17 protein-coding genes are annotated in these 15,951 nt (G+C 38.0%); 12 read left to right on the top strand and 5 right to left on the bottom strand.

The window, feature by feature from the left end; genetic code table 11:
- The first annotated feature begins 107 nt into the window (after window positions 1-107).
- The 5 genes from BR30_RS0103555 to BR30_RS0103535 all read left to right on the top strand — a co-directional run bounded on the left by BR30_RS0103555 (window position 108) and on the right by BR30_RS0103535 (window position 6,073).
- A complete protein-coding gene (locus BR30_RS0103555; RefSeq protein WP_026563799.1) occupies window positions 108-2,297 on the top strand; it encodes a heavy metal translocating P-type ATPase in 2,190 nt (729 codons plus the stop codon).
- 21 nt (window positions 2,298-2,318) lie between these two features.
- Window positions 2,319-2,525: a copper chaperone CopZ gene (copZ, locus tag BR30_RS0103550; RefSeq protein ID WP_026563798.1), complete on the top strand. Its 207-nt coding sequence runs from the start codon at window positions 2,319-2,321 to the stop codon at window positions 2,523-2,525.
- Window positions 2,526-2,669: 144 nt separating this feature from the next.
- Window positions 2,670-4,181, top strand: coding sequence for a lmo1851 family serine protease (locus BR30_RS0103545; protein ID WP_026563797.1), 1,512 nt, complete (start codon window positions 2,670-2,672; stop codon window positions 4,179-4,181).
- A gap of 79 nt (window positions 4,182-4,260) precedes the next feature.
- Window positions 4,261-5,166, top strand: coding sequence for a CobW family GTP-binding protein (locus BR30_RS0103540; protein ID WP_026563796.1), 906 nt, complete (start codon window positions 4,261-4,263; stop codon window positions 5,164-5,166).
- Between the two features lie 88 nt (window positions 5,167-5,254).
- Window positions 5,255-6,073 carry a hypothetical protein gene (locus BR30_RS0103535; protein ID WP_026563795.1) on the top strand — a complete coding sequence of 273 codons (819 nt, stop codon included), beginning with the start codon at window positions 5,255-5,257 and terminating at the stop codon, window positions 6,071-6,073.
- A 67-nt stretch (window positions 6,074-6,140) separates the two neighbouring features.
- On the opposite strand, the gene BR30_RS0103530 is transcribed toward BR30_RS0103535, so the two are convergent.
- The gene (locus tag BR30_RS0103530; RefSeq protein WP_026563794.1) at window positions 6,141-6,386 is read right to left on the bottom strand and encodes a hypothetical protein; all 246 of its coding nucleotides are present in this window, start codon (window positions 6,384-6,386) and stop codon (window positions 6,141-6,143) included.
- A gap of 100 nt (window positions 6,387-6,486) precedes the next feature.
- On the opposite strand from BR30_RS0103530, the gene BR30_RS0103525 reads away from it, so the two are divergent.
- Both BR30_RS0103525 and BR30_RS0103520 read left to right on the top strand, forming a co-directional pair.
- On the top strand, window positions 6,487-6,765 hold the full coding sequence (locus tag BR30_RS0103525; RefSeq protein ID WP_026563793.1) for a hypothetical protein: 279 nt from the start codon (window positions 6,487-6,489) through the stop codon (window positions 6,763-6,765).
- A gap of 12 nt (window positions 6,766-6,777) precedes the next feature.
- Window positions 6,778-7,248: a FixH family protein gene (locus tag BR30_RS0103520; protein WP_026563792.1), complete on the top strand. Its 471-nt coding sequence runs from the start codon at window positions 6,778-6,780 to the stop codon at window positions 7,246-7,248.
- A 49-nt stretch (window positions 7,249-7,297) separates the two neighbouring features.
- Here the strand turns inward: BR30_RS0103520 and BR30_RS0103515 are convergent, their stop codons facing one another.
- Window positions 7,298-7,723 carry an Hsp20/alpha crystallin family protein gene (locus BR30_RS0103515; protein ID WP_231507619.1) on the bottom strand — a complete coding sequence of 142 codons (426 nt, stop codon included), beginning with the start codon at window positions 7,721-7,723 and terminating at the stop codon, window positions 7,298-7,300.
- A 212-nt stretch (window positions 7,724-7,935) separates the two neighbouring features.
- On the opposite strand from BR30_RS0103515, the gene BR30_RS0103510 reads away from it, so the two are divergent.
- Both BR30_RS0103510 and BR30_RS37240 read left to right on the top strand, forming a co-directional pair.
- The gene (locus BR30_RS0103510) at window positions 7,936-8,706 is read left to right on the top strand and encodes an SDR family oxidoreductase (protein WP_026563790.1); all 771 of its coding nucleotides are present in this window, start codon (window positions 7,936-7,938) and stop codon (window positions 8,704-8,706) included.
- 91 nt (window positions 8,707-8,797) lie between these two features.
- A complete protein-coding gene (locus BR30_RS37240; RefSeq protein WP_197032286.1) occupies window positions 8,798-8,956 on the top strand; it encodes a hypothetical protein in 159 nt (52 codons plus the stop codon).
- 55 nt (window positions 8,957-9,011) lie between these two features.
- Here the strand turns inward: BR30_RS37240 and BR30_RS0103500 are convergent, their stop codons facing one another.
- Both BR30_RS0103500 and BR30_RS0103495 read right to left on the bottom strand, forming a co-directional pair.
- Window positions 9,012-9,572, bottom strand: coding sequence for a GNAT family N-acetyltransferase (locus BR30_RS0103500; RefSeq protein WP_026563789.1), 561 nt, complete (start codon window positions 9,570-9,572; stop codon window positions 9,012-9,014).
- A gap of 310 nt (window positions 9,573-9,882) precedes the next feature.
- Window positions 9,883-11,010: an amidohydrolase gene (locus BR30_RS0103495; protein WP_026563788.1), complete on the bottom strand. Its 1,128-nt coding sequence runs from the start codon at window positions 11,008-11,010 to the stop codon at window positions 9,883-9,885.
- 178 nt (window positions 11,011-11,188) lie between these two features.
- On the opposite strand from BR30_RS0103495, the gene BR30_RS0103490 reads away from it, so the two are divergent.
- The 3 genes from BR30_RS0103490 (at window position 11,189) to dapF (ending at window position 14,009) form a co-directional block, all read left to right on the top strand.
- Window positions 11,189-12,043, top strand: coding sequence for a patatin-like phospholipase family protein (locus tag BR30_RS0103490; RefSeq protein ID WP_026563787.1), 855 nt, complete (start codon window positions 11,189-11,191; stop codon window positions 12,041-12,043).
- A 111-nt stretch (window positions 12,044-12,154) separates the two neighbouring features.
- Entirely contained in the window at window positions 12,155-12,946 is a 792-nt protein-coding gene (locus tag BR30_RS0103485; protein ID WP_026563786.1) for a hypothetical protein, read from the top strand.
- A gap of 79 nt (window positions 12,947-13,025) precedes the next feature.
- Window positions 13,026-14,009, top strand: coding sequence for a diaminopimelate epimerase (gene dapF, locus BR30_RS0103480; RefSeq protein WP_026563785.1), 984 nt, complete (start codon window positions 13,026-13,028; stop codon window positions 14,007-14,009).
- A 14-nt stretch (window positions 14,010-14,023) separates the two neighbouring features.
- On the opposite strand, the gene BR30_RS0103475 is transcribed toward dapF, so the two are convergent.
- Window positions 14,024-15,862 (bottom strand): DNA ligase D, encoded by a 1,839-nt coding sequence (locus BR30_RS0103475; protein ID WP_026563784.1) that lies wholly within the window; start codon window positions 15,860-15,862, stop codon window positions 14,024-14,026.
- Between the last annotated feature and the right edge of the window lie 89 nt (window positions 15,863-15,951).

Here is a 15,951-nt window from a genome sequence, read left to right as displayed (position 1 = left end):
AAGGCGTTTAGATTAGGCTTAAATTTAAAATAGTATGATTTTGAAATTATTCCTTTGACGAAATATACACTCCGGGGGTATAGTATATAGTAATAGAGGTGATTAAAATGAAAGAGCAGCTCAAATTAGATATTACTGGAATGACATGCGCGGCCTGTTCTACCAGAATTGAAAAGGTCCTAAATAAAATGGACGGTGTACAAGCAAATGTCAATTTGGCCATGGAGACTGCAGCTATTTCTTTTAATACTGAACAAGTTTCAAGTAATGATATCATTGCTAAAATAGAAAAACTTGGCTATGGTGCACGATTTGATGAAGCGGAACAAAAGCAGCAATATAAAGAAGAGGAATTACAGAGGAAAAAACAGAAGTTTCTACTCTCGGTCATTCTATCTATTCCACTTTTATATACGATGCTTGCGCACATTCCAGTGGATCTAGGATTGGCAATGCCACACCTATTGATGAATCCATGGTTTCAATTGCTTTTGGCAACTCCTGTGCAATTTTATATTGGCGGGCAATTTTATGTAGGTACTTTTAAAGCATTAAAAAACAAAAGTGCTAATATGGATGTTCTTGTGACCCTAGGAACTTCTGCGGCCTATTTTTATAGCCTTGCTGAAGGAGTGAAAACAATTGGAAACCGGGCCTATATGCCGCATCTTTATTTTGAAACTAGCGCTGTGCTGATTACTTTAATTCTTTTGGGGAAGTTATTTGAAACGATAGCAAAGGGGAAAACCACGATTGCTATTTCTAAATTGCTAAGTCTCCAAGCAAAGGAAGCAACAGTAATCAGAGATGGAAAGCAATGGCAAATCCCTATAGAAGAAGTGAAGGTTTCCGATCTTTTATTGGTGAAACCAGGTGAAAAAATTCCCGTTGATGGTGAAGTAACCTTAGGACAATCTTCTGTTAATGAGTCCATGATAACCGGTGAATCGATCCCGGTCGAAAAAGCTGTAGGGGATACAGTTATAGGTTCGACCATCAATAAAAATGGAACCTTGACAATAAAAGCAGTGAAAGTGGGTAAAGACACAGCACTTGCTGGAATAATAAAAATTGTCGAAGAAGCGCAAGGCAGCAAAGCGCCCATTCAACGTGTCGCTGATACCATTTCAGGATATTTTGTCCCTATTGTTGTCGCTATTTCGTTGATTACCTTTTTGATTTGGTATTTCTTTGTCCACCCTGGTGAGTTTTCTTCCGCCCTTGAAACAGCAATTGCTGTTCTCGTGATTGCCTGTCCATGTGCTCTCGGCCTTGCAACGCCGACATCAATTATGGTCGGGACAGGGAAAGGAGCTGAAATGGGAATTCTCTTTAAAGGCGGAGAACATTTAGAAACAGCTCATAAAATCAATGCACTCATCCTTGATAAAACGGGCACAATTACAAAAGGACAACCCATGGTTACTGATTTTATTGCATATGAGGAGGAGAAAAAAGTTCTCCAATACCTTGTGTCCGCTGAGAAGTCTTCGGAACATCCATTAGCGGAAGCAATTGTAAAATATGGGATCGAAAAAAGATCGAGTACTCTCCCTGTTAAACGGTTTAAGGCTGTGCCAGGGTATGGAATTGAAGCGAAAATTGGCGAGGATGAAATATTCGTGGGCACCAGAAAGTTAATGAATCTTAAAAATATTGCCAGCTTAACGGGAGAAAAAGATCTGTCTCGTTTAGAAAACGAAGGAAAAACAGCGATGTTTATTGCTATAAATTCTACTATCGTAGGTGTGGTTGCAGTAGCTGATACAGTGAAAGAAACAGCCAAATTAGCCGTGCAGCAATTACTGCATTTAGGTATTGATGTGTTTATGTTAACTGGTGATAATGAGCGGACCGCCAAGGCGATTGCACATCAAGTAGGAATCACAAATGTCATTGCAGAAGTATTGCCAGAGGAAAAGGCTAATCATGTGAAAGAATTACAGTCAAAAGGTCTAAAAGTGGCGATGGTGGGCGATGGCATTAATGATGCCCCAGCTCTTGCTGTTGCTGATATCGGAATTGCAATCGGTACTGGAACAGATGTGGCCATTGAAGCTGCCGATATCACGATTCTTGGCGGCGAATTAACCTTGATTCCAAAAGCGATGGCTTTAAGTAAAACAACGATGCAAAATATTCGTCAAAATTTGTTCTGGGCTCTTGTATACAATACAGGGGGAATACCGATAGCGGCTCTAGGATTGTTAGCCCCATGGGTTGCTGGTGCAGCTATGGCATTTAGTTCAGTATCAGTAGTGTCTAATTCCCTTCGATTGAAGAGAAAGAACATATAAATAAAAAGTGAGGTATTCGATATGGAGAAAACAACATTACAGGTAACAGGAATGACATGCGGACATTGCGAAAAAGCAGTCAAAACAGCACTTCTAGGTGTTGAAGGGGTAAGCGAGGTAAATGTTTCACTAAAGGATGGCAAAGTGGAGGTAGGTCATGATTCAAGCAAAGCCCCAGTAACAAAGCTAAAGGAAGCTGTCGAAGACCAAGGCTATGATGTAGAATAAGTACGAACGGCGCTTACTATTTTGTAGGTGCCGTTTTTTGTGAACATCGGTTTCCTGTGAATATTATTAATTTCATTAACTTTTCTTTGTTAATTTTAAGTAAAAGATGTTATTCTAATCACTAAGAGTTAATTTTTATGGTGAATGAAAGTGGTGAAGGCTTTGGAAGATGAGAAAATTGGACAAGAAAAAGTGAAAGATACCAATATTGAACAAGAGCAGGCAGTCGAAAACAAAACTGGATACATACGATTAAAGAGATTTCATTTTATCATGCTGTTGTTTATGGTGGTGTTTCTTTCTGCGGGGATTACAACATTTGCACTTGCGTTTGGGGATGAAAAGGTAGTCAACGTAGGAACGGAACGACCAGAATTTAATAAACTTTATGAAGCATTTGACACATTAAAGACTGGTTATTACAAAGATATCGATCAAAAAAAGGTCATTAATGGGGCAATAAACGGAATGGTGGAGTCGCTCGATGACCCCTATTCAGATTATATGAGCAATGAAGAAGCCGAAAGCTTTCATGGCAGTATTTCTTCTTCGTTTCAAGGTATAGGAGCCGAAATTCAGGAAAAGGATGGGCATATTGTTATTGTATCTCCAATCAAAGGCTCTCCAGCTGAAAAAGCTGGCTTAAAACCTAATGATATGATTATGTCTGTGAATGGAAAAAGCCTCCAAGGCATGAATTCAACTCAAGCAGTAACCCTGATTCGCGGCAAAAAGGGGACGAAGGTAGAGTTGTCCATTCAAAGGCCTGGAACAGATGCACCAATGACAGTCCCAATTATTAGAGATGAGATTCCGATTGAAACGGTTTATGGTGAAATGGTTGGTGATGGTATTGCAAAGGTTCAAATTACCAGTTTTTCAAGCAATACAGCAAAGGAACTTGTAGAAAAACTCAATGAATTGAATGGTAAAGGCATGAAGGGTCTCGTATTAGACTTGCGCCAAAATCCAGGAGGTCTATTAGACCAGGCCATCTCGATTTCGAGTATGTTCGTTCCAAAAGGAAAACTTATATTAAAAGTAGAAGATCGTAATGGAAAGATTAAAGAGTATCCGTCGCAAAATGAAGGAAATCCAAATCTTCCTTTAGTTGTCTTAATTGATAAAGGCAGTGCCAGTGCATCAGAAATCCTTGCAGGGGCTGTGAAAGAATCAGCAGGTGTAAAACTAGTTGGAGAAAAGTCTTTTGGGAAGGGAACTGTGCAAACGGCTTCTGACTTTAAGGATGGTTCAAATCTTAAATTTACAACCGCAAAATGGTTAACACCAAACGGAAATTGGATTCATAAAAAGGGGATTAATCCAGATGTGGCAGTAGCCTTGCCTGATTATGCGTCCTTAACAATCATTAATCCGGATAAGGAACTAAAACAATCTAGTTCAGGAACAGAAGTACAAACTGCACAGAAAATGTTAAAAGCAGTTGGATATAACCCAGGTCGGACAGACGGATTCTTTGATAAAAAGACAAAAGCTGCCGTCACTGCTTTCCAAAAAGCTCATAAGCTACCAGTTAATGGAATTCTAAAAGGCGATTCTACCTTGAAATTAATGGACTTATTAAGAGACAAAATTAAAAATAATGATACACAAATGCAAGAGGCGATTAAAGTATTAAAGGGAACGATGAAATAAACGATAGCGACCCGACTTCCTTAGAAGTTGGGTCCATTTTTTTAAGAAAACATCACTGAAGAATGGAAGGGATTTGACGATGAAAAAAGCTGAGGTTTATATTTTATCCGGTTTTTTAGGGAGCGGGAAAACCAGCCTTCTCAAACAATTATTAGAGGATGAACATCGAACAGGAAGAAAAACGGCTGTCATGATGAATGAATTAGGTAAGGTCTCCATTGATTCTGATATAGTCGATGAGGAAGATGTTACTTTAAAAGAACTGCTAGGTGGTTGTATTTGCTGTTCCATTCAGGATAAGCTTGAAGCCCAATTGCAAGGTCTATTGGTAGAGGAAGAACCAGAAGTAATCTATATCGAGACAACCGGGGCTGCACACCCTGTGGAGGTTTTAGATGCGATTCTTTCTCCCTTATTTGCAGATAAATTAATCATAAAGGGGATTATCACCACCGTTGATGGGACAAGGTGGTTAGTTCGAAAATCATTAAGTCCACAACTTCAGCAATTGATTCTAGAGCAGGTGAGACATGCGGACTATATTCTTGTTAATAAGTTGAATGAATTAACAGAGAGTGAGCAAGCAAAGATCACTTTTGAAATTCAGTCGATAAATCCGAATGCAAGATGCCTTCTTACTAATTTTTCACAGGTCTCTATCGACCAGTTGAGAAAACTTTCCGTGTCAGTTGATAAGGTGACACAACCTGTACATCTTAATTTAACGACCTTTGTTTACCAATTTGAATCAGCAATCAGCCAAACAGAATTTGAGGATTTTTTGAAAAAGCTGCCTGATACGATTTACCGTATAAAAGGCTATCTTAAGTTTGATTATTCGAAGCTCCCTTTTTTATTTCAATTTTCTTATGGAATGCCATTATACATGAAACAGGATATGAATATGCCATTAAACCTTGTCTTTATCGGTGAGAATATTGATTGGAACGTAATTAAAACACAATTAGAAAATCTTGATAAATAACAAAATTACCGGGATTGAATGAATGATTATTTCCTCTTCAGGTAACTCTTTTAATGTGGCAAAGTTTATTTTTTAAAAGGAGGATGCGATGAAGAGGGTAGTTATTTTTTTTGTATTTATTCATATCCTCCTATTGGGTCAAGAGGTTAAAGCTGCAACAACCATTAGTTATAAAATTGAGATGTTGAACTGGAAAGAAGTTAATCAAATTCTGCCGAAATACACAAAATTTACTGTTTTGGATGTAGAAACGGGTAAAAAGTTTAAAGTGCAAAGACGGGCGGGGAGCCACCATGCGGACGTCCAACCCTTAACCTCCAAGGATACGAAAATCATGAAAAGAATATACGGGGGCGAATGGAGCTGGAAACGCAGGGCCATTATTGTTATTCATAAGGACCAGTGGATTGCAGGTTCCATGCATGGGATGCCCCATGGTGCAGGTGCACTGCAGAATAACTTTCCAGGACACTTTTGTATTCATTTTTATGGCAGTACGACCCATCGTACGAACTCAATGGATTTATCGCATATGCTTATGGTATTGAAAGCTTCAGGGAAATTAAATCAGTATTTAGGTAAAGCAAATCCCTATGAAGTCATAAATGCCTATGTAGCCGGATTTAAGCAGCAGGACAGCCGAATTACATCACTAGCCTCATTGCAAAAAATTAATTGGAAGCCCATTTTAGACGATGTTGAAAATATTAGACTTTCTCGAACCGAACTATTGCCGGCAGAGGATTTAACGGAAGAAATCAGTTTGAACGTACCTGTGGAAATTGACTGGTATATTAAAAATAGAGGCAGACAAACCTTTAGGGGAGACATTCACCTGATTAGATTTTCACCTCTGGACGCTTGGAAAGTGGATTCACAGGATTTTCTAAAGGAAAATGGACTTTAATAAACAAAAACAAAAACATCCTGAAATTGGACACTCCAATTAGGGATGTTTTTGTTTGATGATGAGGCTATAACGGCTGTTCTCCAAATTTGATAAAGGTTCGTTCATCTTCAATTAAACCGCAAGCACCGCATTGTATTCGATAATCGGGGCCATTGTAAGGGAGATGAAAGGGCTCTAAATCGTTTTCAGCATACTCTCTGATAACGGCTCCTGATTGTGGGTCGAGTTTAACAGAATGAGATACTTGTTGGATCACATTAAAACGACTTCGATTGGTCTTGCAATTTGGACATTTATAAGGTGTTGACATAGTAGGATTCTCCTTCCTCAATCTTGTTAAAAGTTATTTTTTGCAATGTGGTTAGTAAATATGTAACAATGCAAGTGAAGACAAAAAGGGGGGATTGTTTTTGTCAATTGAAAAGATATCATTTGATCATTTATTAGAAAAATATCGGCTGATTTGGAATCATCGGTTACTTGAAACGATGGGGAAAAGCAGTAAGGAGACATTGCTAGAAGCAATAAAAAGAGAGCTTCTCGATGAAAATTCACACCCGAGAATCAGAAAAAACAAATATGAGAAATATTTTTCTGCCATTAAAAGAGTGAGTGATTCTACAGTTTCGCTAGAAGCTAAGGTACTGTTAATAAAAATTCACAATAAAGTGATGGAAGAATTAGGATAGGGGAGAGAGACATTGAAAAAGTTTTTCGTTTTTTTAGTGATTGTTATATGTTTAAATATCGTTGTGTCTTGTAATAAAAAAGATCAAGATGATAATCTGCCGCAAATGGTTGAAGTAATCTTATCCATAAAACCAAATCCAGGTGAACTGGGCAAGCCGGTCACATTTGAAGCGAAGGTTACCCAAGGAAAAGATCAGGTGGATGATGCAGAAGTTATCTTTGAGATTTGGCGTGCAAAGAATGACAACCATGAAAAAGTAGAAATAAAACATTCTGAGAATGGAGTCTATCGTCTAGAGAAATCTTTTAATCAAGAAGGTACGTATTATATCATCTCACATGTTACTGCAAGAGATATGCACAACATGCCTAAAAAAGAATTTGTTGTCGGAACCCCAAGTGAACCTGAGGATGCTAACGCAAAGAACTCAATGGATAACATGGATAAGGATAATATGAAGGAATCAAATGATGGGCAATAAAGGAGGGACAGCAGATTTGCTGTCCTTTAAATTAAATGCTTTTGCTTGTTTAAATTTCCGTAACGTCTATTTGTGAATACTGCATATCAATATTTTTAGGGATTTTAACTTCAAGCACGCCATCTTTGAAGGTAGCAGATGCCCCTTTCTTTTTTACAATAGCTGGAAGGGTTATCGTGTGTTTATCTTCATGATGAGGGATATGCTCCACGATGAGTTGATTGGATGTGTAATAAATTCGAAGCTTCTTTATCCATTCCTCCTGTTTTATTGAAATTCTAACATATACATAATTATGGGTCTCAAATGCAGCTGAATTTAATCGATCGCTATTGGATACAGGTGAGGATAATGATGATTGGAATCCCTGGAACATCTCCTCTGGATTTATTCCGGCTTTCATATTTCCAGGCATGATTTTCCCTAATACATCCTGAACATAATTATTAATTTCTTCCGGTTTCATTTTTGCCATCTTATCCTTTATATTTTTATCAAAAGGGAATATATTCCACGGGAACAATGATCTCATCCTTTCCGTGTTACTTAGATATTTGTATCATATGCTATCACTTGCCCATGCGTTATTAAAACCTAAGTCAATTTGAATGTACAAAAATTGCGTATAAACATGTCTAGTTAACATATAGTTAAGAGAGAGATTCTAAACATAGAGAGGTAATGATTTTGAATAAGAAAACAGCTCTGATTACGGGGGGAGCAACTGGTATTGGCAAAAAAACTGCTTTATATCTAGCGGAAAATGGTTATCAGTTAGCCATAAACTATCGTAATAGTGAAACAGAAGCAATTTCTTTAGCAAACCAATTGACTGAATGTTTTGGAACCAAAAACATTACTGTTCAAGGAGATGTGGCAATCGAGAAGGATTGTATCCGAATTGTTAATGAAACACTTGCTGTCTACAAGACTGTGGACGTTTTAGTACATAATGCAGGTCCATACATCCAAGAACGAAAAAAGCTCGCAGACTATTCCTTCGAAGAATGGAATTATGTAGTCCAAGGGAATTTAAGCTCTGTTTTTTATTTGACTAAACTAGTTATCCCTTCCATGCGTAACCAAAAATGGGGGAGAATTATTACATTCGGGTATGATCGCGTTGAAACTTCACCAGGTTGGATATATCGGTCAGCCTTTGCTGCAGCAAAGACAGGTTTGGCCTCACTAACAAGGACTATAGCGATAGAGGAAGCTGAATATGGGATTACGGCAAATATGGTTTGTCCAGGAGATATCATTAACCAATGGAAAGAAAGTAATATTCATGATGCAAGGGGAATGGAAGGAAATACCCCGATTGGCAGGTATGGAACAGGTGAAGATATAGCCAGAGTCATTGCATTCTTGGTTGATGAAAAATCAGATTTTATTACAGGTAGTATCATTCCTATTACCGGGGGATTGGATGTATTAGGGAAGGTACATAAGAATTAGTATAATTTTTTGAACTATTTGATTTTCTGGAATGAAAACGGCTCCTTTTGTGGACAATAGATAACAATCATCTATGAAAGGAGCAAAGAATATGAGTTTTAATATGAACAGAATAAACCCTAATCAAACCCAGGTATTTTTTCATGATGGCCGCTTTGAAACATTAACAAATGAGGAATTAGATGAATTTTTGCTCCAAATGGGTCTTAGTGACGTGAGTGAGACGATTGAACAAAACGTAACGGAATAATATTTTTTGAAAAAAATCCTAAACAAAAAGCAATCGGACAAGACCGATTGCTTTTTTATGCTTCCAACAATTGTGAATCGTCGGATTGAACAGTGCCATTTCGCATTAGGTAGAAAGTGTACTGATCCTTTGGTATTTCATACAAATCATATACGTCACCAATTGCGTTCAATTGTTCATATATAGATTTTCTCGTTTCATTTGCTTTTATTACATAAGGTAGTTTTTCAGCTGCTTTGATTGATCGAATATTAACCTTCCGTATTCTCATAAAGACGGTTTCAATTCCTAATTCATAAAATAGTTCTTGAAAAAAGGCATCTTTAGCCGGACTATTATAACCTTTGCCGTGGTAAGGCTTGCCAAGCCAAGTTCCTAAAAACCCGGCGTTGTCCTCAATATCAAATAGGTTAATGGTACCAATAGGTGCACCCCATTCATCAAAAATGGTTCGCGAAATTAACTCCCCGCGGTCTTCGGCCTCAATGGTTTGTTTTGTCATAAATAAGAATTCTTCATAGGAATCAGCTTTTTGGCGCACAAATGGGAAGACATCAGGATGCGTCATTAATTCGTACAAAGTGTGGCTGTCATGAAGATCACGTTTTTTAAGCATGAATAACCCTCCATTAGGGCATTCCGATCCCCTGTCAAAAGAAACGGTCCGGTCCACCCTCGAAATTTTTTATAAAGTTACTAAAAAATTTCGGGGTGGGAATCGAACCCACTAGAACCAGTAATACTGGTGGCGCACCATTTGCCTTCCCTATATCATTTTTTTGTTAACAAGAATATGTTCGTAAACCTCCAAAGATTTCAGGTTTTAAACGGCTTCACTAAAAGTATGATACAAGAAAAAAGCTAAAAAATAAATAGGTTTTTTGTGGATTTTTCGATAATATTTTTTACCAAATTCCAGCAATATTCTACGCTTCTTGATAGACCATTTCGCCGCCAATCATCGTCCATTTTGGCTTAGCCAAGTATTGGAAAGGATGATGGCTCCAAAGCACTAAATCGGCTTCCTTGCCCTCCTCGATACTTCCAACTTGACTGTCTATTCTTAAGTTCTTGGCCGGCAGAATCGTAATTCCTTCTAGAGCTTTTTGTTCTGGTAAACCTTCCCTGACAGCAAGGCTCGCACAAATATTTAAGTATTGGATGGGTGTATAGGGATGATCGGTGGTAATAGAAACTTCGACACCGTGATTCGTCAGTTCTTGATAGGTTTTCCAGGTTTTATTCTTCAATTCGACTTTGGATCTTCGTGTTAAGGTTGGACCAACTGAAACTTTTAAATTTATCCCTGAAAGTTCACTTGCGATAAGATGTCCCTCAGTACAATGCTCAATTCTTAAATCAAGATTAAATTCTTCTGCGAAGCGAAGAGCCGAAATAATATCATCAGCACGATGTGCGTGGATTCTAACGGGAATTTCTCTTTTTAGGGCCATGATAATCGGTGCGATTCTAGGCAAGTCTGGATTATCCGCATGGATTGCTTGGTAAAAAGCCTCCCTAAGCATCCCCATAATCCCCATCCGTGTAATGGAATCGCTGTTGCCATGGCTATGAATTCTTTTTGGATTTTCCCCTAAGGCAATTTTTAAGCCTGAGATTTCTTGTAAAATCATCTTTTTAATATTTCTGCCGGTAGTTTTGATGACAGAGGTTGTTCCTCCAATGACATTTGCACTCCCAGGCATGACATGAACAGTGGTAATACCGCTTTTAACTGCATCAGAGAATGCTGGGTCCAAAGGATATACCCCATCAATAGCCCGAATATGCGGTGTGAGCGCCTCAGCTGTTTCATTGGCATCATTCCCAGCCCATCCTGTTCCTTCATCATAGAGACCTAAATGGGTATGGACATCAATAAAGCCAGGAAAAAGAAATTGGTTCCCACAATCGATGATTTTTACATTTAAATCAGTTGTAAGATTTTTTCCAACTTTAAGGATCTTCCCTGCATCAATTAATACATCTCCATGTGGGATGGGTTTCGATGTAATGGGATATACCGTTGCATTTTTTAAAAGAATTTTTGTCATAATAAAACCTTTCTTCACATTGATAATAGTTATTTTATCAATTTTAACAATTTAGGTGCCTAGGGAGAAGTTTCAATCCGAAAAAAATTTTTAACAAAGTCGTATTATTTTGTAAAAGAATCAAGTGGGTCTATAATGACAAGGAAGTTTAATGTTAACAATGAAAGGGCGAGGCAACATGGAAAATCAAGTCGGTTTGGTACTAGAAGGTGGAGGAATGCGAGGTGTTTACACTGCCGGAATTCTTGAATACTTTTTAGAATCCCAATTATTTTTTCCTTATGTAATCGGGGTTTCTGCAGGTGCATGTAATGCTGCCTCCTATTTGTCGAAGCAAAAAGGGAGAAATAAAACTGTTACGATTGAATATGCTTCTGACCCAAGATACATTTCATGGAAAAATTATTTTCGAAATCGGCAATTTTTTGGAATGGATTTTATTTTTGACGAAATTCCAAATAAACATGTCCCATTCCATTATGATGTTTTTTATAATAGTCCTTCAGAATTTGTTGTGGGAACAACAGATTGTATGACAGGAGAGCCTGTTTATTTTAAGAAGAAGGATTACGGGAATGACCTTTTAACGGTGATACGAGCATCAAGCTCACTTCCTTTTATTGCCCCTGAAGTCCGTTTTAAAGATAAAATATTACTGGATGGGGGCATTAGTGATCCCATTCCAATCAAGAAAGCACAACAGGATGGGTTTACCAAAAATATCGTCGTTCTTACAAGAAATGAAGGGTATTTGAAAAAGCCCTCGAAGTTTCATTTTCTTGTCGATCGTAAGTACCCCGAATACAAGGGCTTGCAACAGTCCCTTAGGAATCGATATCAAATATACAATGAAACGGTCGAATATATTGAGAAGGAAGAGAAAAAGGGAAATGTTTTGATTATCCGCCCATCCCAGCCATTGAAGGTCGGTAGAATGGAACGGAATCCCCAAAGGCTGGAAGAGCTATACAATCAAGGCTACGAGGATGCCAAAGCATCCATGTCAACGATTATTAACTATATTAAAAATTAAGAGAAGGGACCATTTCGTCTCTTCTTTTTTATTGTAATCGTAATCTCCTATCATTTTTTTTGTTTATAGTAAATAAACTAAGAAAAGAGGAATTGATAAGGAGTTTTCTAGATGAAAATAAATGAATATTACCGGGATACAGCTCATTTGAACTTAAATGGTAGTATTGCTTCTCTATTGCCAGTAATCATAATCATCGCTGGCAACCTTTCTATTTTTAAAACGAAAGAAATCATGTTATTAACGATCCCATTTCTTATCTATAGCTTGGTTAGTTTTCAATTCTATCTTTTTAGAAGGCGGCAGTCGATTTCCATTGACAGACAGTTGAGGAAATCTGAAGTCGGAAGAATGTCTTTATTTGAAGCACGCCATTTACTAGTGTTCTTTCTGAACACTAAATCTTCTAGACTACTATTTTATTTTCCTAATGGGCATCTAGCTGGAATGATGAAGAGATATCGAGGCAAAGGGACCAAGATGCTATCTTTTTCAAAAATTTATGCACTCTATTCTATGGAGAACCAGAACCAAGCAATCGGTTACTATAAGGTTAATAGTGGAAAAACGGTAAAAATAGAGGTATTTAATCATCGAAGGCAATATCTAGGCAGTTTTGAGAGAAGAAAAAAGGATTGGAGAACATCCAAAAAGGAATTAATAGATTCGAAAGGAAGGTTTGTTGGTGCTGTAGAAGGTGCTGCTGTCTTTATGGATGAACAATTAATTAACCCCGACCACTTTCAGGAAGTGCGTCTCCGTCGTGGTTGGATGCCCTTGGAATGGAGTCCCTTGTTTCCAGAGCCGAATACACCGGTACTTTCCATGAGAGAGACTTTATCTGAACAAGATAAGCTCCTCCGGCTGTCATTTCTGATTAATGAGTATTTTATCGAAAGATAGAAGTTTCGACAGTTTCCCTCATGAACATTGTTTGGTATGATAAATTAAATACTGTTATCAAGGTTGTGGGGGATGAACAATGGAAGTCCAATTAATAAAAGGACATGGATCGGGAAATGACTTTCTAATCATTGATGAAATGTCGAATGGATATGCATTTTCGGAACGTGAACGCGCCCAACTTGCGAAATTGCTATGTAATCGTCAGTCTAAATTAGGGGCAGACGGAATTCTCTTCGTAATGAATAGCAAAAATGCGGATGGTCGAATGCGTGTCTTTAACTCAGACGGGTCAGAAGCATCGATGTGTGGAAATGGATTGCGGCTTGTCGCGAGATATGTCTGTGAACATCTTGGCCAAAATAAAGCTGTAATTGAAACAATGAAAGCAAATTTAAAGGTGAGCAAACAAAACGACCTGTTACCAGACATCCACACTTACCAGGTGGAAATTTCTCCGGTGTTGTTTGAATTAAGTGCCCTCCCATTAAATTTAAATAAACCAACCCTTTTCAATGAAAAAATTGAAGAACTATCAGCAGATTTAAGGTTTACAGCACTTGCGGTTCCCAATCCGCATCTAATTGCAATTGTTGAAGCAGCACAGCTTGAAGGTGACATTCAAAAACAGCTTAGTGAAAAAGTTAATGGTCCTAATGATTTGTTTCCGGACGGAGTCAATGTCAGCTTTGTTAAGCATTTACAGCCGGGTTCCATTTATGTAAGAACATTTGAGCGTGGTGTTGGATTTACTAATGCCTGTGGGACTGCGATGTCAGCGTCCACGCTTGTCACTTGTTTGCAGGAAATAAATGAATTGGAAAACGTCGTAAATGTTTATAATAATGGCGGCAAAGTTCAGTGTGTTGCCCATGAAAGCGAAGGAAAATACTCGATTGACTTAATCGGGAATGCCACCTATCTTTATAGTGCTACAGTAAATGTTGACCTAGAGAATCATTCGTTTACAGTTTCAGCTAAAACAGAACATTCTGAACAGGCTTCCTATGAGCAGTTGCAAAATGAAGCGAAAAAATTTGTTGAAACGAATATGAAAGGATAGGGGAACCCCTATCCTTATTTTTTTCCCCCTTTTTTTAATACCTCCAAAACAGGTCCAAACGGTTGAATCGCTTTTGATTGAAAATAATCTGAAAAAGGGTCTCCTTGTTGGCGTATTCGCTTTAATGCATTTTCCATATTAAACGAAACCGGTTTGAGTTTTTCAGTTACTTCCTCCCAATAAAGGGGAGTGGCAACACCTGCATGTTCGTTTCCCCGCATCGAATAGGGGGCGACAATTGTTTTCCCTTCGCTATGCTGAACATAATCAACATAAAGCCTGTTACCGCGGTTTTTCTTCATTCGTTCAATGGTGAAGGAGTCAGGATCCTTTGAAATCAAATATTCAGCAATAAAGCTTGTAAATAACCTCGTATCGTCATAAGTAAATTCAGTTTCCGGCAAAGGCAGGTAGATTTGCAATCCTTTATTTCCAGAGGTTTTAATGAAAGCGATTAAATTTAATTGATCGATAACTTCTTTAATTAACAGTGCAGCTTTTACCGCCAAGTGAAAGTGTTCCTTAGAGGGCGGATCTAAATCAAAAACAATCTCACTTGGGCCCCTGCTTTCGATGGTTTGAAAGGGGATGTGGAACTCAATCGCTAATTGATTGCCAAGCCAAACGAGTGTTTTTAAATTATTGCAAAGGATATAGTCAATCCCATCATCTGTATGTGTTTGCACGAATTCAGGCGCATAGTCTGGACAGTTTTTTTGATAGAACGCTTCACCGAACATCCCGTGCGGATAGCGGATGACGGTTAATAAGCGATTGTTTAAAAAGGGCAGCATATAGGGTGAAATTTCTCGCAAGTAGTGAATATAGTCTGCTTTTTTAATCGCTAATTTTTCCCATAATGGTTTATCAGGGTGGGTTATATCTAGGTCTCCGGGGAGGTTTTTTTGTGCAAAGATAAAACGATCATATGTACACTCAGCGGGTTCTAAGTCAAAGCGAAATCGGTCAAAATGGGGCTCACGAAGTTGGTTTTCATATAGCTCTAAATATTTCACCTCTAAGCATATGGCTGGTTCCACAATCATTAGTTGTCCTTCTTCACGGAGCATATTTTGTTTAATCGTTTGCTGGAGTGCTTGTTTCTCTTCCTGTTTAAATCCAAAAAGGACCTGACCAATAGGATGGATTTTTTGGTCCTTAAAAACACTGACGTAAAAATATCCATTGGTTTTATCATAGGCGTTGATAAAACAACTTACATATTTCCAATTTTTATACTTTAACCACTGTAAGGAGCGTTTTCCTTCCTCCCATAGACTGTTTTTTTGTTTTGCAATAATTCCTTCCCCGTCAGACAATACAACCTTTTCCCAAAGCGGGTCAAATTTTTCATGTGCCTGAACAAGTTGAAGGAGTTGTTCGTTGTAGGGGTCAGCCTCTAGTTCAAAACCGATTGTTTCGAACAATTTGATGAGTTCCTTTTTGCGTTTTTGAAAAACAAGTGAACGTATTGGTTTTCCAGCGCTCATGAGTAGGTCAAACACCATTAGGCGACAAGGAGATTTACTCGCTTGCTCGCGAATCTTTATTTCTGATCTTAATCGCCCGCGAACTTGAATCATCGAGAAATTGGCTTTGTGTGTGTTTTCTAATGAGACCAGTTCCCCGTCTAATTGTAATGGTAGAAACGGTTTAAATTGATTTTCGTGTTTTAATAAAAATTCCTTTATTTCTGGGAATTGGGGGAGAAGAGATTTTTCATTCCGGCTAATTAAATCAATTCCATGAGAACTCCATTCTAAAAGGGCGCGAAATCCATCATATTTTACTTCGTAGAGCCATTCAGGATGAACAGGTAGATCAAATGTAAGGCTGGGCAGCATCGGCTTCATGGATAATTGGTCCCTTCTTTTTCATATATTTTGTTTAAAAATACTTAGATTCATTCTTTTCCAAATGTTTTTAGGAATGTGAATGTCTT

This window comes from Bacillus sp. UNC41MFS5 (genome assembly GCF_000686805.1).
This window is presented reverse-complemented; position numbering and strand designations above follow the sequence as displayed.

What these genes read in the sequence shown, in the direction of transcription:
- copZ (WP_026563798.1), top strand. Translation starts at nt 2,319, where the DNA reads ATGGAGAAAACAACATTACAGGTAACAGGAATGACATGCGGACATTGC.
- BR30_RS0103555 (WP_026563799.1), top strand. Translation starts at nt 108, where the DNA reads ATGAAAGAGCAGCTCAAATTAGATATTACTGGAATGACATGCGCGGCC.
- dapF (WP_026563785.1), top strand. Translation starts at nt 13,026, where the DNA reads ATGGAAGTCCAATTAATAAAAGGACATGGATCGGGAAATGACTTTCTA.
- BR30_RS0103490 (WP_026563787.1), top strand. Translation starts at nt 11,189, where the DNA reads ATGGAAAATCAAGTCGGTTTGGTACTAGAAGGTGGAGGAATGCGAGGT.
- BR30_RS0103535 (WP_026563795.1), top strand. Translation starts at nt 5,255, where the DNA reads ATGAAGAGGGTAGTTATTTTTTTTGTATTTATTCATATCCTCCTATTG.
- BR30_RS0103485 (WP_026563786.1), top strand. Translation starts at nt 12,155, where the DNA reads ATGAAAATAAATGAATATTACCGGGATACAGCTCATTTGAACTTAAAT.
- BR30_RS0103530 (WP_026563794.1), bottom strand. Translation starts at nt 6,386, where the DNA reads ATGTCAACACCTTATAAATGTCCAAATTGCAAGACCAATCGAAGTCGT.
- BR30_RS0103475 (WP_026563784.1), bottom strand. Translation starts at nt 15,862, where the DNA reads ATGAAGCCGATGCTGCCCAGCCTTACATTTGATCTACCTGTTCATCCT.
- BR30_RS37240 (WP_197032286.1), top strand. Translation starts at nt 8,798, where the DNA reads ATGAGTTTTAATATGAACAGAATAAACCCTAATCAAACCCAGGTATTT.
- BR30_RS0103545 (WP_026563797.1), top strand. Translation starts at nt 2,670, where the DNA reads ATGAAAGTGGTGAAGGCTTTGGAAGATGAGAAAATTGGACAAGAAAAA.
- BR30_RS0103540 (WP_026563796.1), top strand. Translation starts at nt 4,261, where the DNA reads ATGAAAAAAGCTGAGGTTTATATTTTATCCGGTTTTTTAGGGAGCGGG.
- BR30_RS0103495 (WP_026563788.1), bottom strand. Translation starts at nt 11,010, where the DNA reads ATGACAAAAATTCTTTTAAAAAATGCAACGGTATATCCCATTACATCG.
- BR30_RS0103500 (WP_026563789.1), bottom strand. Translation starts at nt 9,572, where the DNA reads ATGCTTAAAAAACGTGATCTTCATGACAGCCACACTTTGTACGAATTA.
- BR30_RS0103515 (WP_231507619.1), bottom strand. Translation starts at nt 7,723, where the DNA reads ATGGCAAAAATGAAACCGGAAGAAATTAATAATTATGTTCAGGATGTA.